This window comes from Streptomyces sp. NPDC028991 (assembly GCF_055564775.1).
Map to the genome: position 1 here is coordinate 338332 of NZ_JBVHVP010000005.1, position 21908 is coordinate 360239.

The window sequence follows — 21908 nt, forward strand, 5'->3', positions numbered from 1 at the left end:
CCGGGTGCTTGTCCGTAACGTGGGTATCCGTTCGCTGTACGTGAGAGGAAGTGAGCGGAGATGCCACGCGGTTCGAGCTCCAAACGGGAGCGGCAGTACGAGCACATCAAGGACAGCGCCGAGGACCGTGGCGAGAGCACCGGCCGGGCCAAGGAGATCGCCGCCCGGACGGTGAACAAGGAGCGCGCCCAGTCCGGCGAGTCGAAGACCGCCAGTCGTACGTCCACGCGGGACAAGTCGCCGAGCAAGCGGGGCGGCCAGCGGTCCGGGAACCGGCAGGGACCCCAGGGGCCCACCTATGACCAGCTGTACCAGGAGGCCAAGCGCCGCGACATCAGCGGCCGTTCGAACATGAACAAGGGCGATCTGAAGCGCGCGCTCGGCAAGTGAGCCGTACGGCTACCGGCCGGCGGGCTCCCGGTACCGCTCCAGCGCGGGTGCCGTCTTCGTGGCGACGAACTCGGTGACGCGGTACGCGCACACACCGGCCCTGACGAACGGGTCGCCCGCGGTGATCTCCTCGATCCGGGCGCGGTCCCCCGCGACGGCGATGATCACCCCGCCGTCGCGGGGCTCCTTGCGCCCGGACGCCAGGAAGACGCCCTGCTCGTACAGCTCGTCGAGCCACGCCACGTGCTCGTCCAGCACCGCGTCGACGGCCTCCGGCGGGGCGGTGTGGGACAGCTCCAGTACGAACATGATCGCGAGCGTACCCCGGGGCCCGTAGGCTTGCCGCCATCATGACGACCGTGACCGTGCGGATCCCCGCCGACTGGCCCGCGACCGAGGAGCAGGCCCGCGCCGTCCAGGACGAGCTGCGGCCGCGCGTGGTGCTCGACGAGCCGGGCCCGCCGCCCGGTACGGGCCGGGTGACCGGCGTGGACGTCGCCTACGACGACGAACGGGACGTCGTCGCGGCGGCGGCCGTCGTACTGGACGCCGGGAGCCTCGCCGTCGTCGCCGAGGCCACGGCCGTCGGACGGATCCCCTTTCCCTACGTGCCCGGCCTGCTCGCCTTCCGCGAGATCCCGGCCGTCCTGGCCGCCCTGGAGGCGCTGCCCCGCGTGCCCGGCCTGGTCGTCTGCGACGGCTACGGCCTGGCCCACCCGCGCCGCTTCGGCCTCGCCAGCCACCTCGGTGTGCTCACCGGCCTGCCCACCATCGGCGTGGCCAAGAACCCGTTCACCTTCACCCACGACGACCCCGGCGCCCCACGGGGCAGTACGTCCCCGCTGCTCGCCGGCGCCGAGGAGGTCGGGCGTGCCCTGCGTACCCGCGACGGCGTCAAGCCGGTCTACGTCTCCGTCGGCCACCGGGTGAGCCTCGACAACGCCTGCGCGCATACGCTGGCGCTGGCCCCCGCCTACCGGCTGCCGGAGACCACCCGCAGGGCGGACGCACTGTGCCGTGCGGCCCTGCGGGCGGCCACCACCTACCCGGCCTGACCCTCGACGCTCCAGCGGCCCACCTCCTGGTACGCCGAGTCGTAGATGACCGAGCCGTCGCCGGGCCGCATCGCGTAGTGCTTCAGGTTGCCGCCCCAGTACCTCAGGATCCGCTGCAACTCGCCCGCGGGGTCCTCGGCGAGTGCGCCCTCGTCCATGGTGACTTCGAGAAGGAACTTCATGCCTTCAAGGATTTCATTGAAGTCCTTGTTGGCACTTTGCCGTGCGCGGGGGCCGGTGAGGGCCGCCGAGAGCGGGGAAAGTCTCAAATCCGAGTCGGAGGCGGTGTCTCGTGGCGCCCGCCGGTGCTCAGGGGCCGCCTGAGTATCCGTACGGATGTGCCCCCGCCGTCGGCCCGACAGGCTGGGCGCATGACGACGCACCGCGCACCCAAGCAGTCCGCCCGCCACCCCGGCCGGCCCGTCGAGCGGGCGGTGGTCGCGGGGCTGGTGCTCGCCGTGGGGGCGGGAGTGGCCTGGATCGGCGGGATGATCTACACGATCGCGGGCTGGGCGGGCTGAGGGCCTGTCTGCCGGTTCCCGTCGTCGCCCGGAGGGCGGCCGCGCGCCGTCGGGTGCCGTCGGGTGCCTGCTCTCGGCGTGCGGGCGTGGAGCCTCGTACCGGATGTACTCGGTGCTGCGCCCGGTGCGGCGAGAAGGCGTGCACGGCGTCGCGAGGCAGGCGGGAATCGACCGACAGGTCCTGGGGCCCGGACCGACAGGTCCTGGGGCCCGCCGCTCGGATCACGGGGCGTCACCCCGGGGCAGCCTCGGACAGGTCCTCGGGCGGTGGTCAGCGGGTCGCGGCCACCCGGAAGCCGATGCCCGCCGCCCGCAGCCGGCCCGTCAGCGCGTCGCCCATCGCCACGGCCGTCGTGACCTGCCCGGACACCGGCGGGAGGTCGTCCAGGGCGAGGGACAGCGCCGCCTCGGCGAACATCTTCGCCGTCTCGTCGTAACCGGGGTCGCCGCCCGAGACCTCGGTGAACACCTTCCGGCCGCCGCCCTCGCCCACGAAACGGACCGAGAACCAGCTCCTCGCCCGCTTCTCGGCGCTCGGTCCGTCACCGGGCTTGAGCCGGGCGGACAGCCAGCGCCGCGCGGGCGGCACCTGGGCCGCCGCCACCAGCGCGCCCACGGCCGCCACCCCGCCCACCGCGACCGGCAGACGCCGGACGGCCGCGTAGTGGCGGTAGCGGAAGTCGGGGCCGTAGCGGTCCAGGGCCTTCGCGGAGCGCCGCACGACCTGCGCGTCGATCGTCGGCAGCGGCAGCGCCCAGGCCCCCACCTCCCCGGCGAACCGCGGCGCGCCGGCCGGCGTCACCGCCCGGCGGTCCACCAGCCGGGGTTCGTGCCGCCGGCGTTCCCGCGCGGCGTCCCGCATCTGCCGGCCGCGCGCGAACTGGCCCAGCGCGGAGGCGAACGTGCCGCCGGAGAAGGTGGCGTCGGCGGTCACGAAACCGTCCACGGTCAGCGGTACGCCCTCCGGCAGCTGCCGGACGGTGAAGTACACGCCGAGGTCGTGCGGGACGGAGTCGAATCCACAGGCGTGCACCAGCCGCGCTCCGGTCTCCCGCGCGCGTGCGTCATGCCGGACGTACGTCAGGTCCACGAACTCGGGCTCGCCGGTGAGGTCGAGATAGTCCGCGCCGGTCTCCGCGCAGGCGGCGACCAGCGCTTCGCCGTACCGGACGTACGGTCCCACCGTCGTGGCCACCACGCGCGCCTGCTCGGCGAGGTGGCGCAGCGAGGCCGGATCGGAGACGTCCGCGCGCAGTACGCCGACGTCCGCCGCGCCGGGCAGCCGCTCGCGCAGCCGTCGCAGCTTCTCCTCGCCGCGGCCGGCGATCGCCCAGCGCAGCCCGTCGGGCGCGTGCGCGGCGAGGTACTCCGCGGTGAGTTCGCCGACGAACCCCGTCGCTCCGAAGAGCACGATGTCGTACGGCCGGTCGGTCCTGTTCAGCCTGCTCATGACACCCCTTCGTCACCCGGCGGCAACCCCTGGGCCCGCAGCACGCGCCGTTGCCGGTGGCCGAGGCTAGCGTGAGGACTGCGAGTCCGGTGGGGAGCCTGCCCCATAATTGGCTAAGCGCTTGCTCGCCCGGGTCTTGTGCCCAGTGGAACACGTTTCTAGCATCACTGGTGTTACATCAGTTGTGTCACGGAGCTGGGGGCTCGATGTCCGAAGCGAAGACGGCGGGGCGGACGCCGCCCGAGGGCCCGCTCACCGGTGTGCGGGTGGTCGAGCTGGCCGGCATCGGCCCGGCGCCCTTCGCCGCCATGCTCCTGGCCGACCTGGGCGCCGACGTCGTCCGCGTCGACCGCCCCGACGGACCCGGCCTCGCGATCGATCCCGCCCACGACGTCACCAACCGCAACAAGCGTTCCGTGGTCGTCGACCTGAAGTCACCCGACGGCCCGGACCGGGTACTCGACCTCGCCGAACGCGCCGACGCGCTGATCGAGGGCTACCGCCCCGGCGTCGCCGAACGGCTCGGCGTCGGCCCCGGGCACTGCCACGCCCGCAACCCGCGCCTCGTATACGGCCGTATGACCGGCTGGGGCCAGGACGGCCCGCTCGCCCAGCGCGCCGGTCACGACATCGGGTACATCGCGCTCACCGGCACCCTCGGCATGATCGGCGCCCCCGACGAGCCGCCGGCCGTCCCCGCCAACCTCGTCGGCGACTACGCGGGCGGCTCCCTCTACCTGGTCGTCGGGATCCTCGCCGCCCTGCACCACGCGCGTGCGACCGGCACCGGGCAGGTCGTCGACGCCGCCATCGTGGACGGCACGGCCCACCTCTCCTCGATGATCCACGGCATGCTCGCGGCCGGCGGCTGGCAGGACCGGCGCGGCGCCAACCTCCTCGACGGCGGCTGCCCCTTCTACGGCACCTACGAGACCGCCGACGGCCGCCACATGGCGGTCGGCGCCCTGGAACAGCGGTTCTACGCCGAGTTCATGGAACTGCTCGGCATCCTCGACCAGGCACCGGCCCGCGACGACCCGGCCCGCTGGACCGAACTGCGCGAGGCCATCGCCGCCAGGTTCGCGACCCGCACCCGGGACGAGTGGACCGCCGTCTTCGCGGACTCCGACGCCTGCGTCGCCCCCGTCCTGACGCTCCGCGAGGCCCCGCACCACCCGCACCTCGCCGCCCGGGGCACCTTCACCGACCACGGCGGCATCACCCAGCCCGCTCCCGCACCCCGCTTCTCCGCCACACCCACCGCCGTCCGCACCGGACCCGCCCTGCCGGGCGCCGGCACCCAGTCCGTGGCCCACGACTGGGGCCTGCCCCGTAATCCTCGAACGAGCAGCTGAACAGCCGCGCGAACACCCTCAGCGAAAGGCCTGCCAGTGACCACCGAAGCGTACGTGTACGACGCGATCCGCACCCCGCGCGGACGCGGCAAGGCGAACGGCGCCCTGCACGGCACGAAGCCCGTCGACCTGGTCGTCGGCCTCATCCACGAGGTCCGCGCCCGCTTCCCGGACCTGGACCCGGCCGCCGTCGACGACATCGTGCTCGGCGTCGTCGGGCCGGTCGGCGACCAGGGCTCCGACATCGCCCGCATCGCCGCCGTCGCGGCCGGACTGCCGGACACCGTGGCGGGCGTCCAGGAGAACCGCTTCTGCGCCTCGGGCCTGGAGGCCGTCAACCTGGCCGCCGCCAAGGTGCGCTCCGGCTGGGAGGACCTGGTCCTCGCGGGCGGCGTCGAGTCGATGTCCCGGGTGCCGATGGCCTCGGACGGCGGCGCCTGGTTCAACGACCCGATGACCAACCTCGCCACCAACTTCGTCCCGCAGGGCATCGGCGCCGACCTGATCGCCACCATCGAGGGCTTCACGCGCCGCGACGTCGACGAGTACGCGGCCCTCTCCCAGGAGCGCGCGGCCACCGCCTGGAAGGAGAACCGCTTCGAGCGGTCCGTCGTGCCGGTCAGGGACCGAGCCGGTCTCACCGTCCTCGACCACGACGAGCACCTGCGCCCCGGCACCACCGCCGACTCCCTCGCGGGCCTCAAGCCGTCCTTCGCCGACATCGGCGAACTCGGCGGCTTCGACGCCGTGGCGCTGCAGAAGTACCACTGGGTCGAGAAGATCGACCACGTGCACCACGCGGGCAACTCCTCCGGCATCGTGGACGGCGCCTCCCTGGTCGCCATCGGCTCCAAGGAGGTGGGCGAGCGCTACGGGCTCACCCCGCGCGCGCGGATCGTCTCCGCCGCCGTCTCCGGGTCCGAGCCCACCATCATGCTCACCGGTCCCGCCCCCGCCACCCGCAAGGCGCTCGCCAAGGCCGGGCTGACCATCGACGACATCGACCTGGTCGAGATCAACGAGGCGTTCGCCGCGGTCGTCCTGCGCTTCGTCAAGGACATGGGCCTGTCCCTGGACAAGGTCAACGTCAACGGCGGCGCCATCGCGCTCGGCCACCCCCTCGGCGCCACCGGCGCGATGATCCTCGGCACCCTCGTCGACGAACTCGAGCGCCAGGACAAGCGCTACGGCCTCGCCACCCTGTGCGTGGGCGGCGGCATGGGCATCGCCACCATCGTCGAGCGCGTCTGACCCCCTCCCGACGGATCACGACGGACCACCAGGAGCACACCCTCATGACCACCGAGTCCACCACCATCCGCTGGGAGCAGGACGACACCGGCGTCGTCACCCTCGTCCTCGACGACCCCGCCCAGTCCGCGAACACGATGAACCAGGCGTTCCGCGAGTCCCTCGCTGTGATCACCGACCGCCTGGAGGCCGAGAAGGACTCGATCCGCGGCGTCATCGTCACCTCCGCCAAGAAGACCTTCTTCGCCGGCGGCGACCTGCGCGACCTGATCCGCGTCACGCCCGAGACCGCCCAGGACCTCTTCGACGGCGGCATGGCGATCAAGCGGAACCTGCGCCGCATCGAGACCCTCGGCAAGCCCGTCGTCGCCGCCATGAACGGCGCGGCCCTCGGCGGCGGTTACGAGATCGCCCTCGCCTGCCACCACCGCGTCGCCCTCGACGCCCCCGGCTCCAAGATCGGCTGCCCCGAGGTCACCCTCGGCCTGCTCCCCGGAGGCGGCGGCGTCGTCCGCACCGTCCGGATGCTCGGCATCACCGACGCGCTGCTGAAGGTGCTCCTCCAGGGCACCCAGTACAACCCGCGCCGCGCCCGGGAGAACGGCCTGGTCGACGAGGTCGCCGACACCCGCGAGGACATGCTCGCCAAGGCCCGCGCCTTCATCGACGCCAACCCGGAGTCCGCCCAGCCCTGGGACCGGCCCGGCTACCGCATCCCCGGCGGCACACCCGCGCACCCGAAGTTCGCGGCCAACCTGCCCGCCTTCCCCGCCAACCTGCGCAAGCAGACGAACGGCGCCCCCTACCCGGCGCCCCGCAACATCATGGCCGCCGCCGTCGAGGGCTCCCAGGTCGACTTCGAGACCGCGCAGGTCATCGAGGCCCGCTACTTCGTCGAGCTGGCCGCCGGGCAGACCTCGAAGAACATGATCCAGGCGTTCTTCTTCGACCTCCAGGCCGTCAACTCCGGCGCCAACCGCCCGAGCGGCGTCGAGCCGCGCCAGGTCCGCAAGGTCGCCGTCCTCGGCGCCGGCATGATGGGCGCCGGCATCGCCTACTCGTGCGCCCGCGCGGGCATCGACGTCGTCCTGAAGGACGTCGCCCTGGAGTCGGCCGTCAAGGGCAAGGGCTACTCCGAGAAGCTGTGCGCCAAGGCCGTCGCCAAGGGCCGTACGACCCGGGAGAAGGCCGACGCGCTGCTGGCCCGCATCATGCCGACCGCCGAGGCCGCCGACCTCGCGGGCTGCGACGCGGTCATCGAGGCCGTCTTCGAGGACACCTCCCTCAAGCACAAGGTGTTCCAGGAGGTCCAGAACGTCGTCGCCCCCGACGCGCTGCTCTGCTCCAACACCTCCACCCTGCCCATCACCGCGCTGGCCGAGGGCGTCGAGCGCCAGGCCGACTTCATCGGGCTGCACTTCTTCTCGCCGGTCGACAAGATGCCCCTGGTGGAGATCATCAAGGGCGAGCGGACGGGCGACGAGGCGCTGGCCCGCGCCTTCGACCTGGTCCGGCAGATCAACAAGACGCCGATCGTCGTCAACGACTCGCGCGGCTTCTTCACCTCCCGGGTCATCGGCCACTTCATCAACGAGGGCGTGGCGATGGTCGGCGAGGGCATCGAGCCCGCGTCCGTCGAGCAGGCGGCGGCCCAGGCGGGCTACCCGGCCAAGGTGCTCTCCCTGATGGACGAGCTGACGCTCACGCTGCCCCGGAAGATCCGCAAGGAGACCAGGCGGGCCGTCGAGGAGGCCGGCGGCACCTGGACCGCGCACCCCGCCGAGGCCGTCATCGACCGCATGGTCGACGAGTTCCAGCGCCCCGGCCGCGGCGGCGGCGCCGGGTTCTACGAGTACGGGGAGGACGGCAGGCGGACGGGACTCTGGCCGGGGCTGCGGGAGCACTTCACCAAGCCCGGGTACGAGATCCCCTTCGAGGACATGCGGGAGCGGATGCTCTTCTCGGAGGCGCTCGACACGGTCAGGCTGCTGGAGGAGGGCGTGCTGACCTCCGTGGCCGACGCCAACATCGGCTCGATCCTCGGTATCGGCTTCCCCGGCTGGACCGGCGGCGTCCTCCAGTACATCAACGGCTACGAGGGCGGGCTGCCCGGCTTCGTGGCCCGCGCGCGTGAGCTCGCCGACCGCTACGGCGAGCGCTTCACACCGCCCGCGCTGCTGGTGGAGAAGGCGGACAAGGGGGAGGTCTTCACCGACGGCCGCTGACCGGACTCACCCGGCCTCGTCCCCGTCGAGCCACTCCCGCAGCTCCTCCCGCAGCGACCGCTGGAACGTGGTCAGCAGCGCCTGCACCACGATCGGGTGCATGTGGGCGGACAGCGACCGCACGTCCCGCGCCTCGCGTTCGGCGACCGCGTCGCGCAGCAGCCGCGACAGGTCGCGCGCGGCGGCGCGGGAGTGCTCGAGGAGGGCCGTGCGGGCGGCCAGGACCGTCTCCGGGGAGAAGGGCACGTCGAGCAGCTCGACGCCGAGCCGGAGCAGCCCGCCGTCGACCCGGTAGGCGTCCCCGTCCGGGGCGTCGTCGTCCCGCACGACGACGTCCATCGCCGTGAGCCGGTCCACCTCGTCGTCCGTCAGCGGCCGGCCCGCCCGCCGGTCCAGCTCCTCGCGCGTGACGCTCTCCACCGTCTCCGGCGCCCACGAAGCCACCACCGCGCGGTGCAGCGCGAGGTCGTGGGCGCTCAGGTCCGGCGGCAGCCGCCCGAGATACCGCTCGATCGCGGCCAGCGTCATGCCCTGGTGCTGCAACTCCTCGATCAGCGCCAGCCGGGCCAGGTGCTCCCCGCCGTAGTGCCCCACCCGGCGCGGCCCGATCGCCGGCGGCGGCAGCAGCCCCCTGGTGCCGTAGAAGCGGACCGTGCGCACCGTGACGCCGGCCCGCGCGGCCAGCTCGTCGATCGTGAGGGCCGGCTCCCCGGTGTCGGTCGTCGTCATGTGCAGCAGTATCGCTGTCTCACCAGCGCTGTGACACCTCTTGTGCCTCATGTGGAGACGACTGACGGATCTTGTGACAAGTCACGCTGTGTGACATGAGACACCGTATGGCAACGCAGCGTCGTGGGAAGGCGCTGCCTTGGTCTGTGCCGCGAAGGGTGGTGCGGGCCTTGTCGCTGTACGGACGACCTGGGCGTACCCCGCCCGGGCGCACCAGAGAGTGGTACCACCCGTGAGCAAGGACGCCGTCGCCACGGCACAGGCCGCCGCCCACCCCCAGGCGGCCGAACGACCCGCGGACGCGGGTGACGCCGGCTACAGCAAGGACCTCAAGGCCCGCCACGTCAACATGATCGCCATCGGCGGCGCGATCGGCACCGGCCTCTTCCTCGGCGCCGGCGGGCGACTGCGCGACGCGGGCCCGGCGCTCGCCATCGCCTACCTCGTCGCCGGCGTCTTCGCCTTCTTCGTCGTCAGGGCCCTCGGTGAGCTGGTGCTCTACCGGCCCTCCTCGGGGTCCTTCGTGTCGTACGCGCGCGAGTTCCTCGGCGAGAAGGGCGCCTACGTCGCCGGCTGGATGTACTTCCTGAACTGGTCCACGACCGGCATCGCCGACATCACGGCCATCGCGCTGTACACGCATTACTGGAGCATGTTCACGAGCATCCCGCAATGGGTGCTCGCCCTGATCGCCCTCGCGGTGGTCCTGGCCGTGAACCTCATCTCGGTGAAGATCTTCGGCGAGATGGAGTTCTGGTTCGCGATCGTCAAGGTCGCCACCCTCGTCGGCTTCATGCTGATCGGCATCTTCCTGCTGGCCACCCAGCACGACGTGGGCGGGCACACCCCGGGCGTGGGCATGATCACCGACCACGGCGGCATCCTCCCGCACGGCGCGATGCCCGTCATCCTCGTCATGCAGGGCGTCATCTTCTCCTACGCGGCCCTGGAACTGGTCGGCGTCGCCGCCGGCGAGACAGCCGAGCCGGAGAGGATCGTCCCCCGCGCGGTGAACTCCATCATGTGGCGGGTCGCCCTGTTCTACGTCGGCTCGGTCGTCCTGCTGGCCCTGCTGCTGCCGAGCTCGCTCTACTCGGGCGACGAGAGTCCCTTCGTCACGGTCCTGTCGGGGATCGGCGTCCCGGCGGCCGGTGACGTGATGAACCTCGTCGTCCTCACCGCGGCGATGTCCTCCCTGAACTCCGGCCTGTACTCCACCGGCCGCATCCTGCGCTCGATGGCGATGGCGGGCTCCGCGCCCAGGTTCACCGGCGTGATGAGCCGCAGTCAGGTCCCCTACGGCGGCATCCTGCTGACCTGCGCGGTCTGCGTCCTCGGCGTCGGACTGAACTACCTGGTGCCGGACAGGGCCTTCGAGATCGTCCTGAACGTCGCCTCCCTGGGCATCATCAGCACCTGGGTGATCATCATGATCTGCCACCTGGTCTTCGTGCGCCGGGCACGCGCGGGCCTGGTCGCCCGGCCGCACTTCCGGCTGCCCGGCAGCCCCGTCACGGAGATCGTCACGATCGCCTTCCTGCTGGCCGTGATCGTCCTGATGTGGAACGACCCCGAGGTCGGCCGCAAGACCGTGCTCCTCGTGCCCGTGATCGCGGTGATGCTGGTGGCCGGCTGGTTCGGCGTCCGCCGCCGGGTGGCGCAGAACGCCGCCGGGCAGGAGCTGGGCAGGCTCACCAAGTAGCGGAGCAGCAACCGGTTCACGGTCACTGTCAGTGGTGGCCCCTACGGTGGCGTCATGTCGGAGATCAGGTATGTCCGGGGTGACGCCACCGTCCCGTCGGTCAAGGGCGTCAAGGTGATCGCCCATGTCTGCAACGACCTCGGCGGCTGGGGCAGGGGCTTGGTCCTGGCCGTCTCGCGCCGCTGGCCGGAGCCGGAGGCGGCCTACCGCGCCTGGCACCGCGACCCCTCGCCCGCCTCGCCGACAAGGCCACCGAGCTGGGAGCCTCGGTGCACATGCCCCGTATAGGCTGCGGCCTGGCCGGCGGCAAGTGGCCCCGCGTCGAGCCGCTCATCACCGAGCGGCTCGCGCGGCGCGGCGTTCCCGTGACCGTCTACGACCACGGGGACGCCGCCTGAGCTTTGCCGGTCGGTGCCCGGCAGTCGGTCAGTGCGAGTGCGCGTCATTCGTCGCGGCGATCTTCTGCCGGGACCGCGGCCGTTCGGGCGCGTCCGACGCCTTCGCGAGGGACGCCGCGTGCCGGGGCGTCCGGCTTCGACGGCTGGAACAGCCAGGTGTCGAACAGCGCGGCCAGCGGCTCGCCGGAGACCTCCTCGGCGTACCGCTGGAAGTCGGCGACGGACGCGTTGCCGTGGGCGTACCGCGCGGGCCACCCCTTGAGGATCGCGAAGAGGTCCTTGTCCCCGATGGCGTTGCGCAGCGCGTGGACGGCCAGTGCGCCCCGGTCGTAGACCGCGATGTCGAACTGGTTCTCCGGCCCCGGGGCACCGGGCTTCACCGTCCAGAACGGATCGTCGGCCGGGTGCGAGGCGTACGTGCAGTCGGCCAGTTCCTGCGCCGTGCCCTCGCCCTCGTGCTCGGACCACAGCCACTGGGCGTACCGCGCGAAGCCCTCGTTGACCCTGATGTCCTTCCAGCCGCGCACGGAGACCAGGTCGCCGTACCACTGGTGGGCCAGCTCATGGACGACGACGGACACGTTCGACCCGTTCGCGGAACTGCCGGGGGCTGTAGAACGGCCGGGTCTGTGTCTCCAGCGCGTACCCGGTGTCCGTGTTCGGCACGTACCCGCCGAGCGCCCAAGCACATCGCTGACCGTCCCTGAGATTGGTGGCGGAGCAGTCTTCGAAGGCGAGGGCATCGCGGCCTACGCCACGGAACCTGCGGGGAGGGTCTGCACGAAAAGAGCCGCCCCGTCGGAGGCTTGCGGACCTCCGCCGGGGCGGGAGCCGAGCGGCCAGCGCCGGGCCTGACGAAACATCAGCGAAAGCACCAGCGCTGGTCAGACGAGCGGGGCGGCCCTGTGTCCTCGGTTCCCTGTCACACCTTCTGCGTGCAGACAAAGCCGAGGCACGCCAGCCCTTCTGCACGGCACAGACGGTCCGATGTGCCGCCCACCTCCGTCTGGAGCAGCTGGTAGTCGGCGCCGTGGCTCTGACCCCAGTGCATGGCAGCACGCCACAGCAGACGCCCGAACCCGTGGCCGCGGGCCTCGGGTAGGACGGCGAAGTACTGCGGCATCAGCTGGCGGTAGCCGACCGCGTCGGGCCGGATCTCCATCGGCCCGATTGCCCCGACGACGCGTCCGTCAACGACTGCGGTGAGGACCGGGCCCGTAGCTCCCGTTTGCATCTGCGTTCGGAGGAAGAGCAAGCCGTCCGCAGCCATGGCCCAGGCGTACGGCTCGAATGTCTCCCGCACGTCGGCCGGCCACTCGGTGAACGGGCGCACGGGCCCGGTGGGGGGCGGGCAGGGGCGGGCGGTGAAATCTTGGAGCTGAATCCTGACCCCGGTGGCAGGCACGACTTCGGGCCCGAGGGGGCGCAGCACGCGGGCGCCGGCGACACCGTACTCGGCAGCGAGCTTCGCCGCGAGGTCGGCGGCCTGGTGGATGAGTTCGGCTTGGTGCCCGTAGGTGAAGACCTTGACGGCGCCCCGGCCGCGAGTCGACAGGGCGGGGATCAAGGTGTGATCGGGCTGGTGGACGATGCCGTCGGCGAGCACGGTCTCGTCCTTCTCACTGCTCCACCGGCGGTCTTTGTCGTAGTGGAGGAAGAACGGGCCCATGGCCGCCGCAGTACGGATGTCCTCGAAGAGGTCGACGGTCAGCACGTGGGGGTGGACGGGGCCCAGGGTGGGAACGATCGGCGCGGTGAGCACCGGGCGTAGCCAGTCCCAGCGGAAGAACATGGTGGCACCTTAGTGGTTCTGGGGGGCACGGCTCTGGCCCTGACGGGTGTTCCGCCAGGGCCAGAGCGTTCAGCTGGTGCGCTGCGGACGACTAGTGGGGGTTGTCGTCACCGGCGTCGCAGGAGCACTCAGCGCTCTCCACGATGTCGTCCAGGTCGGCGACGGCCGTGATGGATGCGGCGGCCACCGGCGGGGCCGCGCGGCGAGCACCCGTCGGAGGGCCGGACAGAATCTGTACGGGTACGGGTACGGGTACGGGTCGAGGTGTCATGAGATGACGCTCTCCTTCTTGTCTCCGTGCTGGCAGTAGGTGTTCAGCGGCGCCTTGGCCTCCTGGTAGTGCTTGGCCAGGGGGCGGCAGACCCGGCACGTGCCGGACAAGGCGCAGCCCTCGCACCCTCCGGTGCGAAGCATGAGGCGGTCGGCGATCGAGCCGAGCCGCAACAGTCCGTCCACGCCTTCAGCTATGAGGTCGATCCGGTCGTCGCGGCCGACCTTGCAGATCGACACCAGAGCGTGCGGGTCGGCGTGGAAGAAAGTGTGGCCCGCGTTGCACCCAGCGAACGGTTTGCGCTGACGCAGGTGGTCGGCGGACTGGGCGAGCAGCGGCTCGCCGCCGCCGCTGATCGTGGGGGTCATATTCGTGTAGGCGTGGTGCTCGATGCCCCACTCCTGCGCGAGGGCCGCCATCGCGTCGGCCTCGCCTGCGTTGGCTTCGGTGACGACCAGGTTGAGGCGCAGCTGCAGGCCTGCCTCGCGGGCGGCAGCCATGCCGCGCTGGAACGCCTTCCAGGAGCCGCGGCGCTGGGTCACCCTCTCGTAGCTGACCTCGCTGGCGCCGTAGAGGCTAATGACGAGCCGGTAGGGCGGGCAGTCCTTGAACAGACGCAACAGGTCGGGCCGCCACAGCAGGCTGCCGTTCGTGGAGATCGTGAGCATCATCCCGGCGAGCCACGCGTACCGGTAGGCGCCCTCGAAGTCGCGGTCCATGGTGGGCTCGCCGCCGGTGATCTGAAGCCAGAGCACTCCGGCCTCACGCATGATGTCGAGCAGCCGGGCTTTGTTCTCCCAGGGCAGGCCGGCGACGGGCCGCTCCCCGAGATAGCAGTGGGGGCAGCCGTAGTTGCAGCCGAGGTTGATCTCCCAAGAGGCCCGGCAGTAGCCGTACGGTGACGGCTCACGGACCAGGACGGTGCCGTCCATGGGGAGGCCGGCGACGTCGAGGCCCCACGTGCTGGCGGCGGTGCCGGCCGCCCAGTCGGGCACAGTCTGCCCGGTGGCTGCGGCGGCCTGGAGCTGTTCGTAGTGTTCGGCCGGGATCCGGGTACCCGTCCGGGCTCCGGGGCGCAGCAGCAGGTGCCCGTCGAGGAACGGGCTGGCGATCAACTTGTGCGGCATGACGCCGCCTCCTTCCCTGCACCGAGCAGGGGCGGGCCCGACACGGGACGCGCGGGCCCGGGGATGGCGCAGTAGATTTCCCCCAGCCCGTTGCACGTACGGCAGCTCTGACCGGTCTTCGGGTCGGCACCACTGCCGGAGCAGTCCTGGCACGCTTCGGCGAGCGGTAGTAACGGGCGCTTGGCCGCGCTCGGGGATGTGGATGTCAACACAGGGACTCCTTCGTCCAGGTGTTCCGTGGGACCCGCCCCGCTGACGGCTTGCGGTCCATCGACGGGACGGGCGTTCTTGGGGTGCGACCCTGACCCTGCGGTCGCCGTGGGACGCCGGGGCAGGCGGTCAGCGGCGAGGGCGGCCGACGTTGACGCAGCGGGCGTGCACGCGGCCGGCCCGGACGGCGCTCCCGGACGGGCTGCCCTGGTCGTACGGCACCGAGCCGTCGCCGGACTGGATCGCCCGGTCGCAGGCCAGGCACATGACCACACCGGTGAGCGCGTCGTAGTGATCGCACAGGTCGGCCACGGAGCGGGCGAGCTGCTTCACACGCTCGAACTCCCCCAGCAGCCCGGCGGCCTCCGGCACTCCCATGCGACCGCGAGCCACGCCGATGCCGGTGAGCGCCACCTTGGCCGGCAGGTCGTCGTTCCGGGCGGCGGCCAGCTGCTCAACGCTGGGGGCCAGCTCGTTCAGGTAGTCGCGCAAGTCGTGGTCGAAGCTCATCACGACGCCGTGGCGCGGGAGGGTGCGCCGCGCCAGGAACCAGGTAGCAGTGGCGCGCATGGTGGCGGGTGCGGCCGTCTCGGGGCGCGTGGTGTTCACCGGTTCGCCGCCTTCGTGGCGTGGTGGAGCGGGCACTTGCACGGCGGGTACACGTCGCGCAGCGGCGGCGTTTCCGTGCCCTTGACGTTCACCGTGCCGCGGTCGTCGGTGACCGTGCCATCAGCAGTGACGCGGTAGACGTGCAGGGTCATCTTGACCCCGGGCCTTCTGCGGGCTGTAGTTTTCATGGTGTCGGCGCTCCCTCGTTGAGCGTTGGCCACGCCCCGGGGCCGTTCGCCCGGCCGCCGGGGTCTTCAGACGTCCGTACACCGGTCACGTAGCGACCCCTGAGCTGCGGCAACCGCACGTGAAGACCTCCCACACGCGGTTGCTGCCCCGGACCACGACGTGCCCAGCCGCGCGCAGAGTCTTGTGGACGGCCCCACAGTCGAAGCAGGCCTCGCCATGCAGTCGGACAATGCTCACGCACCCGTGAATGACCGTGGGCGCGAACGGGAGTACGTCAGGCATCCCGGTTCCCATCTGCTGGTTCCTGCGCGTGCAACAGATGGTGGGGGCCGGCGAAGGGCACAAGTACCCCACCAAGGGGTACCCGGGGCAGGCCGCTCAGGTCGCGGCGCACCATTCAGCGAAGTGCGTGAGCGTTTCCGAGTCCGCTCGCTTCAGGCGGCGCAGCTTGGCCGCGTCCTCGCGGACCCACGGGTGCTCCCGCGTGTGCTGCGGCGCGATGTGCCGGGCGACCTTCAAGGACTCGAAGGCGTCATCGGCGAGCCCGGTCCACAGCTGGGCGCGGGCGAGTTCGATGTAGAAGCCGCTGCGGCGTTCCGCCGGCAGGTCCTTGGGAGGCCTCCACTCGCTGGCGACGTCCAAGGCACGGCCGACATGTTCGTCTCCGAGGCTGACGGCGACCGACACCTCGTGGGTACGGACGGAGTCGGGGCCGAACGCGGTGCCGCAGTACACGCCTTCAGTGACCCGGTCGGCCAGCTCGCGGGCGTCGTCGAGGTGACCAGTTGCCGCGGCGGAGTCCTGGACGCGGCCCGCAACGACTGCCGCTCTCATATGGAGGGCGCCGCGGGCCGCGATGGCCGACGCGCGCACGGGGGCAGGGGCAGCGTCCAGCGCCTGCTCCAACGCCCGCAGGCCGGCAGCGTGGGCGCGGGCCGCGAAGAATGTCTCGGTGCGAACGTAGGCGACGGACGCGGTCAACACGGGATCAGAGGCTTCGGGGGCTGCCCACCGCATCAGTTCGACGAGGCGGGCAGACAGGTCCCGGGCGCCGAACTTGTAGGCCACAGCGTCCGCGGAGCGGTAGGCCCTGACCAAGAGCCCGGCCAACTCGGCACGGTCTTCGGCGGGAGCCTCGTGGAAGGCGCGGGCGAGTTCAACCAGCAGGTCGGGGAGCGCTCGGACAATCCTCGTGTACTGCGCGCCCACCCGCCATCGTGCTGCTTCAGCGACCGCCGTACGCAGGTCGCCCAGCGGGCGGACCGGCCCGTCCTCGGGAAGATCGTAGGTGGCAATCGCCGCGGAGAGCGCGGGCAACGCGGCGTGGACACGAGTCTGCGCTGCACCGCGATCGGAGCGCAGGCGAGAAGGGTCGACTCCCAGGGCATCCGCGATGGCTTGCAGCGTGGCGTCGGTGACGCCGCGCTCGCCCCGTTCGATCTTCCGGATGGTGCCGAGCGCGACGCAGGCCGCGTCGGCGAGCTGCTGCTGCGTCATCTTCGGGCGGACCACGCTGCGGTAGTAGGCGATCCGTCGGCCTACCCCCTCGTCCGTAAGTGCAGCCATGCTGACTCCAGTTCAGTGCATCCACTCCGAACGGTACTCGCGCCTGTACGCGCCGTGTACACAAACGGCCCCACCGATCCTCGGTTGGTGGGGCCGTTTCGTACCCGTCAGCTATGGGTGACGCCGACGAGCTCGGTGAGGGTGTCGACCCGCCAGTCCGCCGCCGCCACGACGTCATCGGCGTCCGCCCACAAATGCCCCCACGGGCCGCGCCGGAGATGCGCCGTGCGCAGCCCTTCTTCCTTCGCGGGGAACACGTCGTTGGCTGGGTGGTCACCGACGTACAGAGTCGCGCTCGGGGCCGCCTGCGCCACCTCCAGCACGCGCCGGAAGAAGTCCCTGTGAGGCTTGGCGACGCCCCACTCTCCCGAGGTGACGATCAGATCCGCCGGGAGGTCCAGACCGCGCAGCAGTTCCCCGGCGCGCGGTGTCTGGTTCCCGGCGATGACCACGCGCACGCCCATCTGTCGCAGCGCAGACAAAGCCGGGCGGACGTCGTCGTAGAGGTCAGCCTCGCCCAGGGCTTCGCCGCGGCCGGCGGATTCCCGAGCTCGGTACTCGGCTGCGATGTCGATGCCCGGCCGTGCAAGGCGCAGGGCCTCGGCGTTGTCCTTGCCCTGGGCGACGACTGCCCCCACGAGCGCGGACAGAGTGTGGCGGGGGATGCCCAGCCAGTCGGCCCAGGACGCCCAATACCGGTCGTCCCGGGTGATCGTCTCGCCGACGTCGAACACCATGGTCTCAATCACGCCCGGAAGCCTAGAGGCACGGCCGATCACCGAGCCATCCGGATGCCATGCTCACCGTGCGCGTCGCCTGCCCTATGGCGAGCCTGGAGGTACGACCCGCGACAGGCGTGTGATCGTCTACCCGCCCGGCGAGACCGGCGGCCGACGAGTGCGCGTCGACGGGGAGATCCTCGGAACCGCGTACAGCCTCCACGACCTGACGGTCTTCCTCCTGAACGCTGGCCTGGAGGGCTGGGACGACCTGGACGTCGCCAGGTCCGAGCCGATCGAGTGGCGGAGCGGCGGCCCGGAGATGTGGGCGCACTGACGGCCGGTGACGCCCATCACGGCGCAGCCCCGGGCGGGATCTCCTCCAGCTTCGAGTACGAGTCTCGTCGCCAGCGGGTCCCTGCGTCGTCCGTGAACACTACCGCTGGCCGGTGGTCGTCCACCGTTGGCTCCGACCATTCCGGCGACTCGAAAACGACCGTGTGACCCGCTGGAATCTGCGGCACGGCAGTGGACGGTGGTGACCGGCAGGGGCATGGTGCCGGGCTCGTCCGAGGTCGTGAACGACGCCTTCGCGCCGTTCACCCGCGCCCCGCCGACGTCCAGCAGGAAGTCCAGATCGAACCGTGACAGGTCCTGGGTGGTGCGGGCCAGGATCGTCGCCGGTCCCTCCAGCCGGTCCGTGACCGGCTGGTACTTGAGGCGCAGGTCGTAGTGGGAGACGTCGTGTCCGCCGTTGCCGTAGGCCGGGTAGTAGGGGTCGCCGATGCCCGGAGCGCCGGGGAGTGGGCCGCCGCCGACGCCGGGATCGCCGGCGTGAGGGAGGCGGCGCCAGTGCGCCCGGCACGATGATTCCGCGGTGCGCGAAAGCTACAAGTCGTAGGGCCACGAAGCCTGTTCGGAGTCCATTCAGCCACTGTGGGCGCGGCCATGTCCACGGCCACCCCGGTCACACGAATCTCCATCCGCCCGTCCTGAGACACGCGTTGCCCTCTTCTGCGCGGGAGTTGACCGATGTACCGTCCGCGCATGCCGATACGGACGCGCTTCACGATCTGGAGACCGCTCGCGACGGCGGCCACGGCCGCTCTCATGGCAACCCTTCTCACGCCCGTCGCGACGGCACAACCCGCAACCCCGCGACAGAGCGAACCCGTCCACTCCTACGACGACGCCATCCGCGAGGCCGTCTGGGTGGACACCGGGTACGACGGGGACGGCGACGGCGAGGACGACCGCGTCGCCGTCGACATCGTCCGCCCCCGCGAACCCGCCGCACAGGGCCGCAAGATCCCCGTCATCATGGACGCCAGCCCGTACTACTCCTGCTGCGGGCGCGGCAACGAGAGCCAGAAGAAGACCTACGACGCCGACGGGAACGTCGTCGGGATGCCGCTGTACTACGACAACTACTTCGTGCCGCGCGGCTACGCCTTCGTCGGCGTCGACCTGGCCGGCACCAACCGCTCCGACGGCTGCGTCGACGTCGGCGGACGCTCCGACATCGAGTCCGCGAAGGCCGTCGTCGACTGGCTCAACGGCCGGGCGAGGGCGTACACCACCCGAACCGGCGGCGAGCGCGCCGAGGCCGACTGGACCAACGGCAGGACAGGCATGATCGGCAAGAGCTGGGACGGCACCATCGCCAACGGCGTGGCCGCGACCGGTGTCGAGGGCCTGGAGACCATCGTCCCGATCGCCGCGATCTCCTCCTGGTACGACTACTACTTCAGCCAGGGCGCCCCGCTCTACGACTCCGGCCCCGACTGGCTCTCCGACTACGTCAACAGCCCCGACGCCCGCGCACACTGCGACGCCGTGCAGCAGAAGCTCGTCGACGGCGCCCCGCGCACCGGCGACTGGACCCGGCTGTGGTCCGAGCGCGACTACGTGAAGGCCGCGAGCAAGGTGAAGGCGAGCGTCTTCCTCGTCCACGGCATGCAGGACCTCAACGTCCGCATGCAGCACGTCGGACCGTGGTGGAACGCCCTCGCGAAGAACGGCGTCGACCGCAAGATCTGGCTCTCCCAGACCGGCCACGTCGACCCCTTCGACTTCCGCCGGGCCGAGTGGGTCGACACCCTGCACCGCTGGTTCGACCACGAACTCCTCGGCTACGACAACGGAATCGACCGCGAGCCCATGGCCGACATCGAACGCCGGCCGGACCAGTGGGAGACGTCCAGGACCTGGCCGCCCCGCTCCACCGCCACCACCACCCTGCGCCCCGCCGACGGTGAGCAGCCAGGCGTCGGCACCCTCGGACTGCGCAGGGACCGCGGGACCGAGACCTTCACCGACGACCCCGCCCTGAGCGAGACCGACTGGGCCGCGCACATCGACGAGCCGACCCCGGGCAAGGCCGGGTTCGTCACCGGCCCGCTCACCCGCGACCTGCGCCTGTCCGGCGCCTCCGAGGTCACCGTCACCGCGCGGTCCAGCACCCCGACGGCCCACCTCTCCGCCGTACTCGTCGACCTCGGCCCCGACACCATCCGCGACTACGCCGACGCAGGCGAGGGCATCACCACCCTCACCGGCCGCACCTGCTGGGGTCCGAGCACCCCGGGTGACAGCTCCTGCTACAAGGAGACGGCGGCGAAGACGACCGACGTGGACTACACGATCGTCAGCCGCGGTTGGGCCGACCTCGGCAACCACGCCTCCAAGTGGCGGGGCCGCCCGCTCACTCCGGGCAAGGCGTACACCATCACCCTGGACCTGGCGGCCACCGACCACGTCGTCCCGGCCGGCCACCGCCTCGCGCTGATCGTCGCGGGCACCGACAAGGACCTCATCGACCCGCCCGCCGACACGCCGACACTCACCGTGGACCTCTCCCGCACGTCGGCACGCGTACCGTTCGTCGGCGGCACCGCCGCGTTCGCCAGGGCCACCGCCGGTACGACGGCCGTCGCCCCCGCACCCACGCCCCTCGACGGCGTGACCGCGCCGCACCAGGCCCACCGCGTCCCGAAGGGAGTCCGATGAACCGCCTGCGCACCCTCACCGTCACCACCGCGGCGGCCACCGCGGCCCTCGCCGCGTCCCTCCTCACCGCACCGGCCCACGCGTCCGGCACCGCCCACCACGCGCCCCGTACCGGGTTCGAGAAGACGCACGGCGCCCGCTGGACCACCCAGCCCGAGGAACAGGCGCTGCTGGCCGCGGCCGACCGGGCGAGCAGCCGCGTCACCGTCGACCCCATCGGCACCACGAAGCAGAACCGCCCGCTCCAGCTGGTGACGATCGGCAGGCACTCCGCCCCGAACAAGGTGCTCCTCGTGTGCAGTCAGCACGGCGACGAGCCGTCCGGTCGCGAGGCCTGCCTGTCCACCGTCCGCGACCTGGCGTACGCGACGGACCGGCGGACCCGGCGGTTCCTGGACCGCACCACCGTGCTGGTCGTGCCGACCGTCAACCCCGACGGACGGGCCGCCGACACCCGCGGCAACGGCGACGGCGTCGACATCAACCGCGACCACCTCGCCCTGAAGACGGCCGAGGCCCGGGCCCTGGCCGCCGTCGTCCGCGACCGGCGCCCCGACGTCGTCTACGACCTGCACGAGTACGGCGCCACACCCCCGTACTACGACAAGGACCTCTTCGACCTCTGGCCCCGCAACCTCAACACCCACAGCCGGGTCCACGACGAGGCCCGCACCCTGTCCGGGTCGTACGTCCGCCCCGCCGCCGAGCAGGCCGGCCACTCGACCGGCACCTACGGCATCTGGACCGACCCGGTCACCGGTGACCCGATCAAGCAGACCGCCGGCGACGGCCAGGAACGCATCCTGCGGAACATGTCCGGCGTGAAACACGCGGTCGGTCTGCTCATCGAGAGCCGTGTCGACGCCCTCACGGACGCCGAGCGCGAGGACGAGGCGCTGAACAACCGGCGCCGGGTGGAGTCCCAGCTCGCGGCCCTGGACGGTATGTTCCGCTACGCGGACCGGCGGCGCGGGCGCGTGGAGGCGGCCACCGCGGCCGCACGGTGGTCCGGCCTGGCCGGTACCGGACCCGTCTACGTCGGTGGCGCGGACAACGACCCCGCCGAGCCCACCGAAGTGATCGAGGACCCGCCCTGCGGCTACCGGCTCACTCCCGACCAGTACGCGGACCTGGAGGACGAACTCGCACTGCACGGTGTACAAGTGCGTCCGGCCGGGGAGAAGGGCGCCTACGTACCGCTGCGCCAGCCGCTGCGCGCCCTCGTGCCGCTGCTCCTGGACGAGCGTGCGACGTATCACCTGACGGTGGGTGTACCCGACACCCGCTGCTGAGGAGGTGAGTTCCGCGTCGCGCGTGGTAAGGGCGTAGCGGAGGAGTAT

Annotated in this window: 21 protein-coding genes and 3 pseudogenes; 11 read left to right on the forward strand and 13 right to left on the reverse strand. The window is 71.5% G+C overall.

From position 1 onward, the window contains the following. The first annotated feature begins 60 nt into the window (after positions 1 to 60). Positions 61 to 390, forward strand: coding sequence for a plasmid stabilization protein (locus ACZ4V1_RS14135; RefSeq protein ID WP_468334348.1), 330 nt, complete (start codon positions 61 to 63; stop codon positions 388 to 390). A gap of 9 nt (positions 391 to 399) precedes the next feature. Here ACZ4V1_RS14135 and ACZ4V1_RS14140 read toward each other — a convergent pair whose 3' ends face one another. Further along, the gene (locus ACZ4V1_RS14140) at positions 400 to 699 is read right to left on the reverse strand and encodes a YciI family protein (protein ID WP_468334351.1); all 300 of its coding nucleotides are present in this window, start codon (positions 697 to 699) and stop codon (positions 400 to 402) included. A 41-nt stretch (positions 700 to 740) separates the two neighbouring features. Here ACZ4V1_RS14140 and ACZ4V1_RS14145 point away from each other — a divergent pair, with 41 nt between their 5' ends. Continuing rightward, positions 741 to 1445, forward strand: a complete 705-nt coding sequence (locus ACZ4V1_RS14145; RefSeq protein ID WP_468334354.1) for an endonuclease V — start codon at positions 741 to 743, stop codon at positions 1443 to 1445. Here the strand turns inward: ACZ4V1_RS14145 and ACZ4V1_RS14150 are convergent. Beyond that, positions 1433 to 1627 (reverse strand): hypothetical protein, encoded by a 195-nt coding sequence (locus ACZ4V1_RS14150; protein WP_468334357.1) that lies wholly within the window; start codon positions 1625 to 1627, stop codon positions 1433 to 1435. The two genes, ACZ4V1_RS14145 and ACZ4V1_RS14150, sit on opposite strands and share 13 nt — an antisense overlap. 189 nt (positions 1628 to 1816) lie before the next feature. Between ACZ4V1_RS14150 and mmpA the strand changes: the two genes are divergently transcribed. Next, positions 1817 to 1966 carry a morphogenic membrane protein MmpA gene (mmpA, locus tag ACZ4V1_RS14155; protein WP_468334360.1) on the forward strand — a complete coding sequence of 50 codons (150 nt, stop codon included), beginning with the start codon at positions 1817 to 1819 and terminating at the stop codon, positions 1964 to 1966. A 271-nt stretch (positions 1967 to 2237) separates the two neighbouring features. Here the strand turns inward: mmpA and ACZ4V1_RS14160 are convergent, their stop codons facing one another. Continuing rightward, entirely contained in the window at positions 2238 to 3416 is a 1179-nt protein-coding gene (locus ACZ4V1_RS14160) for a saccharopine dehydrogenase family protein (protein ID WP_468334363.1), read from the reverse strand. Between the two features lie 206 nt (positions 3417 to 3622). Between ACZ4V1_RS14160 and ACZ4V1_RS14165 the strand changes: the two genes are divergently transcribed. The 3 genes from ACZ4V1_RS14165 to ACZ4V1_RS14175 are packed head-to-tail and all read left to right on the forward strand — an operon-like array spanning position 3623 to position 8247. Continuing rightward, positions 3623 to 4771: a CaiB/BaiF CoA transferase family protein gene (locus ACZ4V1_RS14165; RefSeq protein ID WP_468334366.1), complete on the forward strand. Its 1149-nt coding sequence runs from the start codon at positions 3623 to 3625 to the stop codon at positions 4769 to 4771. 36 nt (positions 4772 to 4807) lie between these two features. Continuing rightward, entirely contained in the window at positions 4808 to 6022 is a 1215-nt protein-coding gene (locus ACZ4V1_RS14170; RefSeq protein ID WP_468334369.1) for an acetyl-CoA C-acetyltransferase, read from the forward strand. Positions 6023 to 6066: 44 nt separating this feature from the next. Further along, the gene (locus ACZ4V1_RS14175; RefSeq protein WP_468334372.1) at positions 6067 to 8247 is read left to right on the forward strand and encodes a 3-hydroxyacyl-CoA dehydrogenase NAD-binding domain-containing protein; all 2181 of its coding nucleotides are present in this window, start codon (positions 6067 to 6069) and stop codon (positions 8245 to 8247) included. A gap of 6 nt (positions 8248 to 8253) precedes the next feature. Here the strand turns inward: ACZ4V1_RS14175 and ACZ4V1_RS14180 are convergent, their stop codons facing one another. After that, positions 8254 to 8976, reverse strand: a complete 723-nt coding sequence (locus ACZ4V1_RS14180) for a MerR family transcriptional regulator (protein WP_468334374.1) — start codon at positions 8974 to 8976, stop codon at positions 8254 to 8256. Between the two features lie 232 nt (positions 8977 to 9208). Here ACZ4V1_RS14180 and ACZ4V1_RS14185 point away from each other — a divergent pair, with 232 nt between their 5' ends. Beyond that, entirely contained in the window at positions 9209 to 10678 is a 1470-nt protein-coding gene (locus ACZ4V1_RS14185; protein WP_468334377.1) for an amino acid permease, read from the forward strand. A 54-nt stretch (positions 10679 to 10732) separates the two neighbouring features. After that, positions 10733 to 11076 (forward strand): annotated as a pseudogene (locus tag ACZ4V1_RS14190) (macro domain-containing protein). A 28-nt stretch (positions 11077 to 11104) separates the two neighbouring features. On the opposite strand, the pseudogene ACZ4V1_RS14195 reads toward ACZ4V1_RS14190, so the two are convergent. The 8 genes and pseudogenes from ACZ4V1_RS14195 to ACZ4V1_RS14230 form a co-directional block, all read right to left on the reverse strand. Next, positions 11105 to 11757: pseudogene (locus tag ACZ4V1_RS14195) on the reverse strand (M1 family aminopeptidase); the annotation flags it as partial. A 241-nt stretch (positions 11758 to 11998) separates the two neighbouring features. Then, positions 11999 to 12868 carry a GNAT family N-acetyltransferase gene (locus ACZ4V1_RS14200; RefSeq protein ID WP_468334380.1) on the reverse strand — a complete coding sequence of 290 codons (870 nt, stop codon included), beginning with the start codon at positions 12866 to 12868 and terminating at the stop codon, positions 11999 to 12001. 91 nt (positions 12869 to 12959) lie between these two features. Further along, positions 12960 to 13139, reverse strand: a complete 180-nt coding sequence (locus ACZ4V1_RS14205) for a hypothetical protein (protein WP_468334383.1) — start codon at positions 13137 to 13139, stop codon at positions 12960 to 12962. Then, entirely contained in the window at positions 13136 to 14266 is a 1131-nt protein-coding gene (locus tag ACZ4V1_RS14210; RefSeq protein WP_468334386.1) for a radical SAM protein, read from the reverse strand. The genes ACZ4V1_RS14205 and ACZ4V1_RS14210 overlap by 4 nt, the downstream gene beginning before the upstream one ends. Before the next feature lie 339 nt (positions 14267 to 14605). Beyond that, the gene (locus ACZ4V1_RS14215; protein WP_468334389.1) at positions 14606 to 15085 is read right to left on the reverse strand and encodes a DUF6415 family natural product biosynthesis protein; all 480 of its coding nucleotides are present in this window, start codon (positions 15083 to 15085) and stop codon (positions 14606 to 14608) included. Then, positions 15082 to 15273: a hypothetical protein gene (locus tag ACZ4V1_RS14220; RefSeq protein ID WP_468334392.1), complete on the reverse strand. Its 192-nt coding sequence runs from the start codon at positions 15271 to 15273 to the stop codon at positions 15082 to 15084. The genes ACZ4V1_RS14215 and ACZ4V1_RS14220 overlap by 4 nt, the downstream gene beginning before the upstream one ends. A 379-nt stretch (positions 15274 to 15652) precedes the next feature. Continuing rightward, positions 15653 to 16840, reverse strand: coding sequence for a helix-turn-helix domain-containing protein (locus ACZ4V1_RS14225; RefSeq protein WP_468334395.1), 1188 nt, complete (start codon positions 16838 to 16840; stop codon positions 15653 to 15655). A 107-nt stretch (positions 16841 to 16947) separates the two neighbouring features. Next, positions 16948 to 17589: an HAD family hydrolase gene (locus tag ACZ4V1_RS14230; RefSeq protein WP_468334398.1), complete on the reverse strand. Its 642-nt coding sequence runs from the start codon at positions 17587 to 17589 to the stop codon at positions 16948 to 16950. A gap of 109 nt (positions 17590 to 17698) precedes the next feature. Between ACZ4V1_RS14230 and ACZ4V1_RS14235 the strand changes: the two genes are divergently transcribed. Beyond that, the gene (locus ACZ4V1_RS14235) at positions 17699 to 17896 is read left to right on the forward strand and encodes a hypothetical protein (RefSeq protein ID WP_468334401.1); all 198 of its coding nucleotides are present in this window, start codon (positions 17699 to 17701) and stop codon (positions 17894 to 17896) included. Positions 17897 to 18123: 227 nt separating this feature from the next. On the opposite strand, the pseudogene ACZ4V1_RS14240 reads toward ACZ4V1_RS14235, so the two are convergent. Next, a pseudogene (locus ACZ4V1_RS14240) lies at positions 18124 to 18466 on the reverse strand (M1 family peptidase); the annotation flags it as partial. Between the two features lie 140 nt (positions 18467 to 18606). Between ACZ4V1_RS14240 and ACZ4V1_RS14245 the strand changes: the two are divergent. Together ACZ4V1_RS14245 and ACZ4V1_RS14250 are read left to right on the forward strand one after the other, a co-directional pair. Further along, on the forward strand, positions 18607 to 20568 hold the full coding sequence (locus tag ACZ4V1_RS14245; RefSeq protein WP_468334404.1) for a Xaa-Pro dipeptidyl-peptidase: 1962 nt from the start codon (positions 18607 to 18609) through the stop codon (positions 20566 to 20568). Continuing rightward, complete coding sequence (locus ACZ4V1_RS14250) at positions 20565 to 21860, forward strand: M14 family metallopeptidase (protein WP_468334407.1); 1296 nt, start codon at positions 20565 to 20567, stop codon at positions 21858 to 21860. The genes ACZ4V1_RS14245 and ACZ4V1_RS14250 overlap by 4 nt, the downstream gene beginning before the upstream one ends. Positions 21861 to 21908: the final 48 nt, after the last annotated feature.

Excerpts from the sequence above, each read along its gene's own strand:
- ACZ4V1_RS14135 (WP_468334348.1), top strand. The coding sequence starts at position 61 with ATGCCACGCGGTTCGAGCTCCAAACGGGAGCGGCAGTACGAGCACATC.
- ACZ4V1_RS14140 (WP_468334351.1), bottom strand. The coding sequence starts at position 699 with ATGTTCGTACTGGAGCTGTCCCACACCGCCCCGCCGGAGGCCGTCGAC.
- ACZ4V1_RS14145 (WP_468334354.1), top strand. The coding sequence starts at position 741 with ATGACGACCGTGACCGTGCGGATCCCCGCCGACTGGCCCGCGACCGAG.
- ACZ4V1_RS14150 (WP_468334357.1), bottom strand. The coding sequence starts at position 1,627 with ATGAAGTTCCTTCTCGAAGTCACCATGGACGAGGGCGCACTCGCCGAG.
- mmpA (WP_468334360.1), top strand. The coding sequence starts at position 1,817 with ATGACGACGCACCGCGCACCCAAGCAGTCCGCCCGCCACCCCGGCCGG.
- ACZ4V1_RS14160 (WP_468334363.1), bottom strand. The coding sequence starts at position 3,416 with ATGAGCAGGCTGAACAGGACCGACCGGCCGTACGACATCGTGCTCTTC.
- ACZ4V1_RS14165 (WP_468334366.1), top strand. The coding sequence starts at position 3,623 with ATGTCCGAAGCGAAGACGGCGGGGCGGACGCCGCCCGAGGGCCCGCTC.
- ACZ4V1_RS14175 (WP_468334372.1), top strand. The coding sequence starts at position 6,067 with ATGACCACCGAGTCCACCACCATCCGCTGGGAGCAGGACGACACCGGC.
- ACZ4V1_RS14180 (WP_468334374.1), bottom strand. The coding sequence starts at position 8,976 with ATGACGACGACCGACACCGGGGAGCCGGCCCTCACGATCGACGAGCTG.
- ACZ4V1_RS14200 (WP_468334380.1), bottom strand. The coding sequence starts at position 12,868 with ATGTTCTTCCGCTGGGACTGGCTACGCCCGGTGCTCACCGCGCCGATC.
- ACZ4V1_RS14205 (WP_468334383.1), bottom strand. The coding sequence starts at position 13,139 with ATGACACCTCGACCCGTACCCGTACCCGTACCCGTACAGATTCTGTCC.
- ACZ4V1_RS14210 (WP_468334386.1), bottom strand. The coding sequence starts at position 14,266 with ATGCCGCACAAGTTGATCGCCAGCCCGTTCCTCGACGGGCACCTGCTG.
- ACZ4V1_RS14220 (WP_468334392.1), bottom strand. The coding sequence starts at position 15,273 with ATGAAAACTACAGCCCGCAGAAGGCCCGGGGTCAAGATGACCCTGCAC.
- ACZ4V1_RS14225 (WP_468334395.1), bottom strand. The coding sequence starts at position 16,840 with ATGGCTGCACTTACGGACGAGGGGGTAGGCCGACGGATCGCCTACTAC.
- ACZ4V1_RS14245 (WP_468334404.1), top strand. The coding sequence starts at position 18,607 with ATGCCGATACGGACGCGCTTCACGATCTGGAGACCGCTCGCGACGGCG.
- ACZ4V1_RS14250 (WP_468334407.1), top strand. The coding sequence starts at position 20,565 with ATGAACCGCCTGCGCACCCTCACCGTCACCACCGCGGCGGCCACCGCG.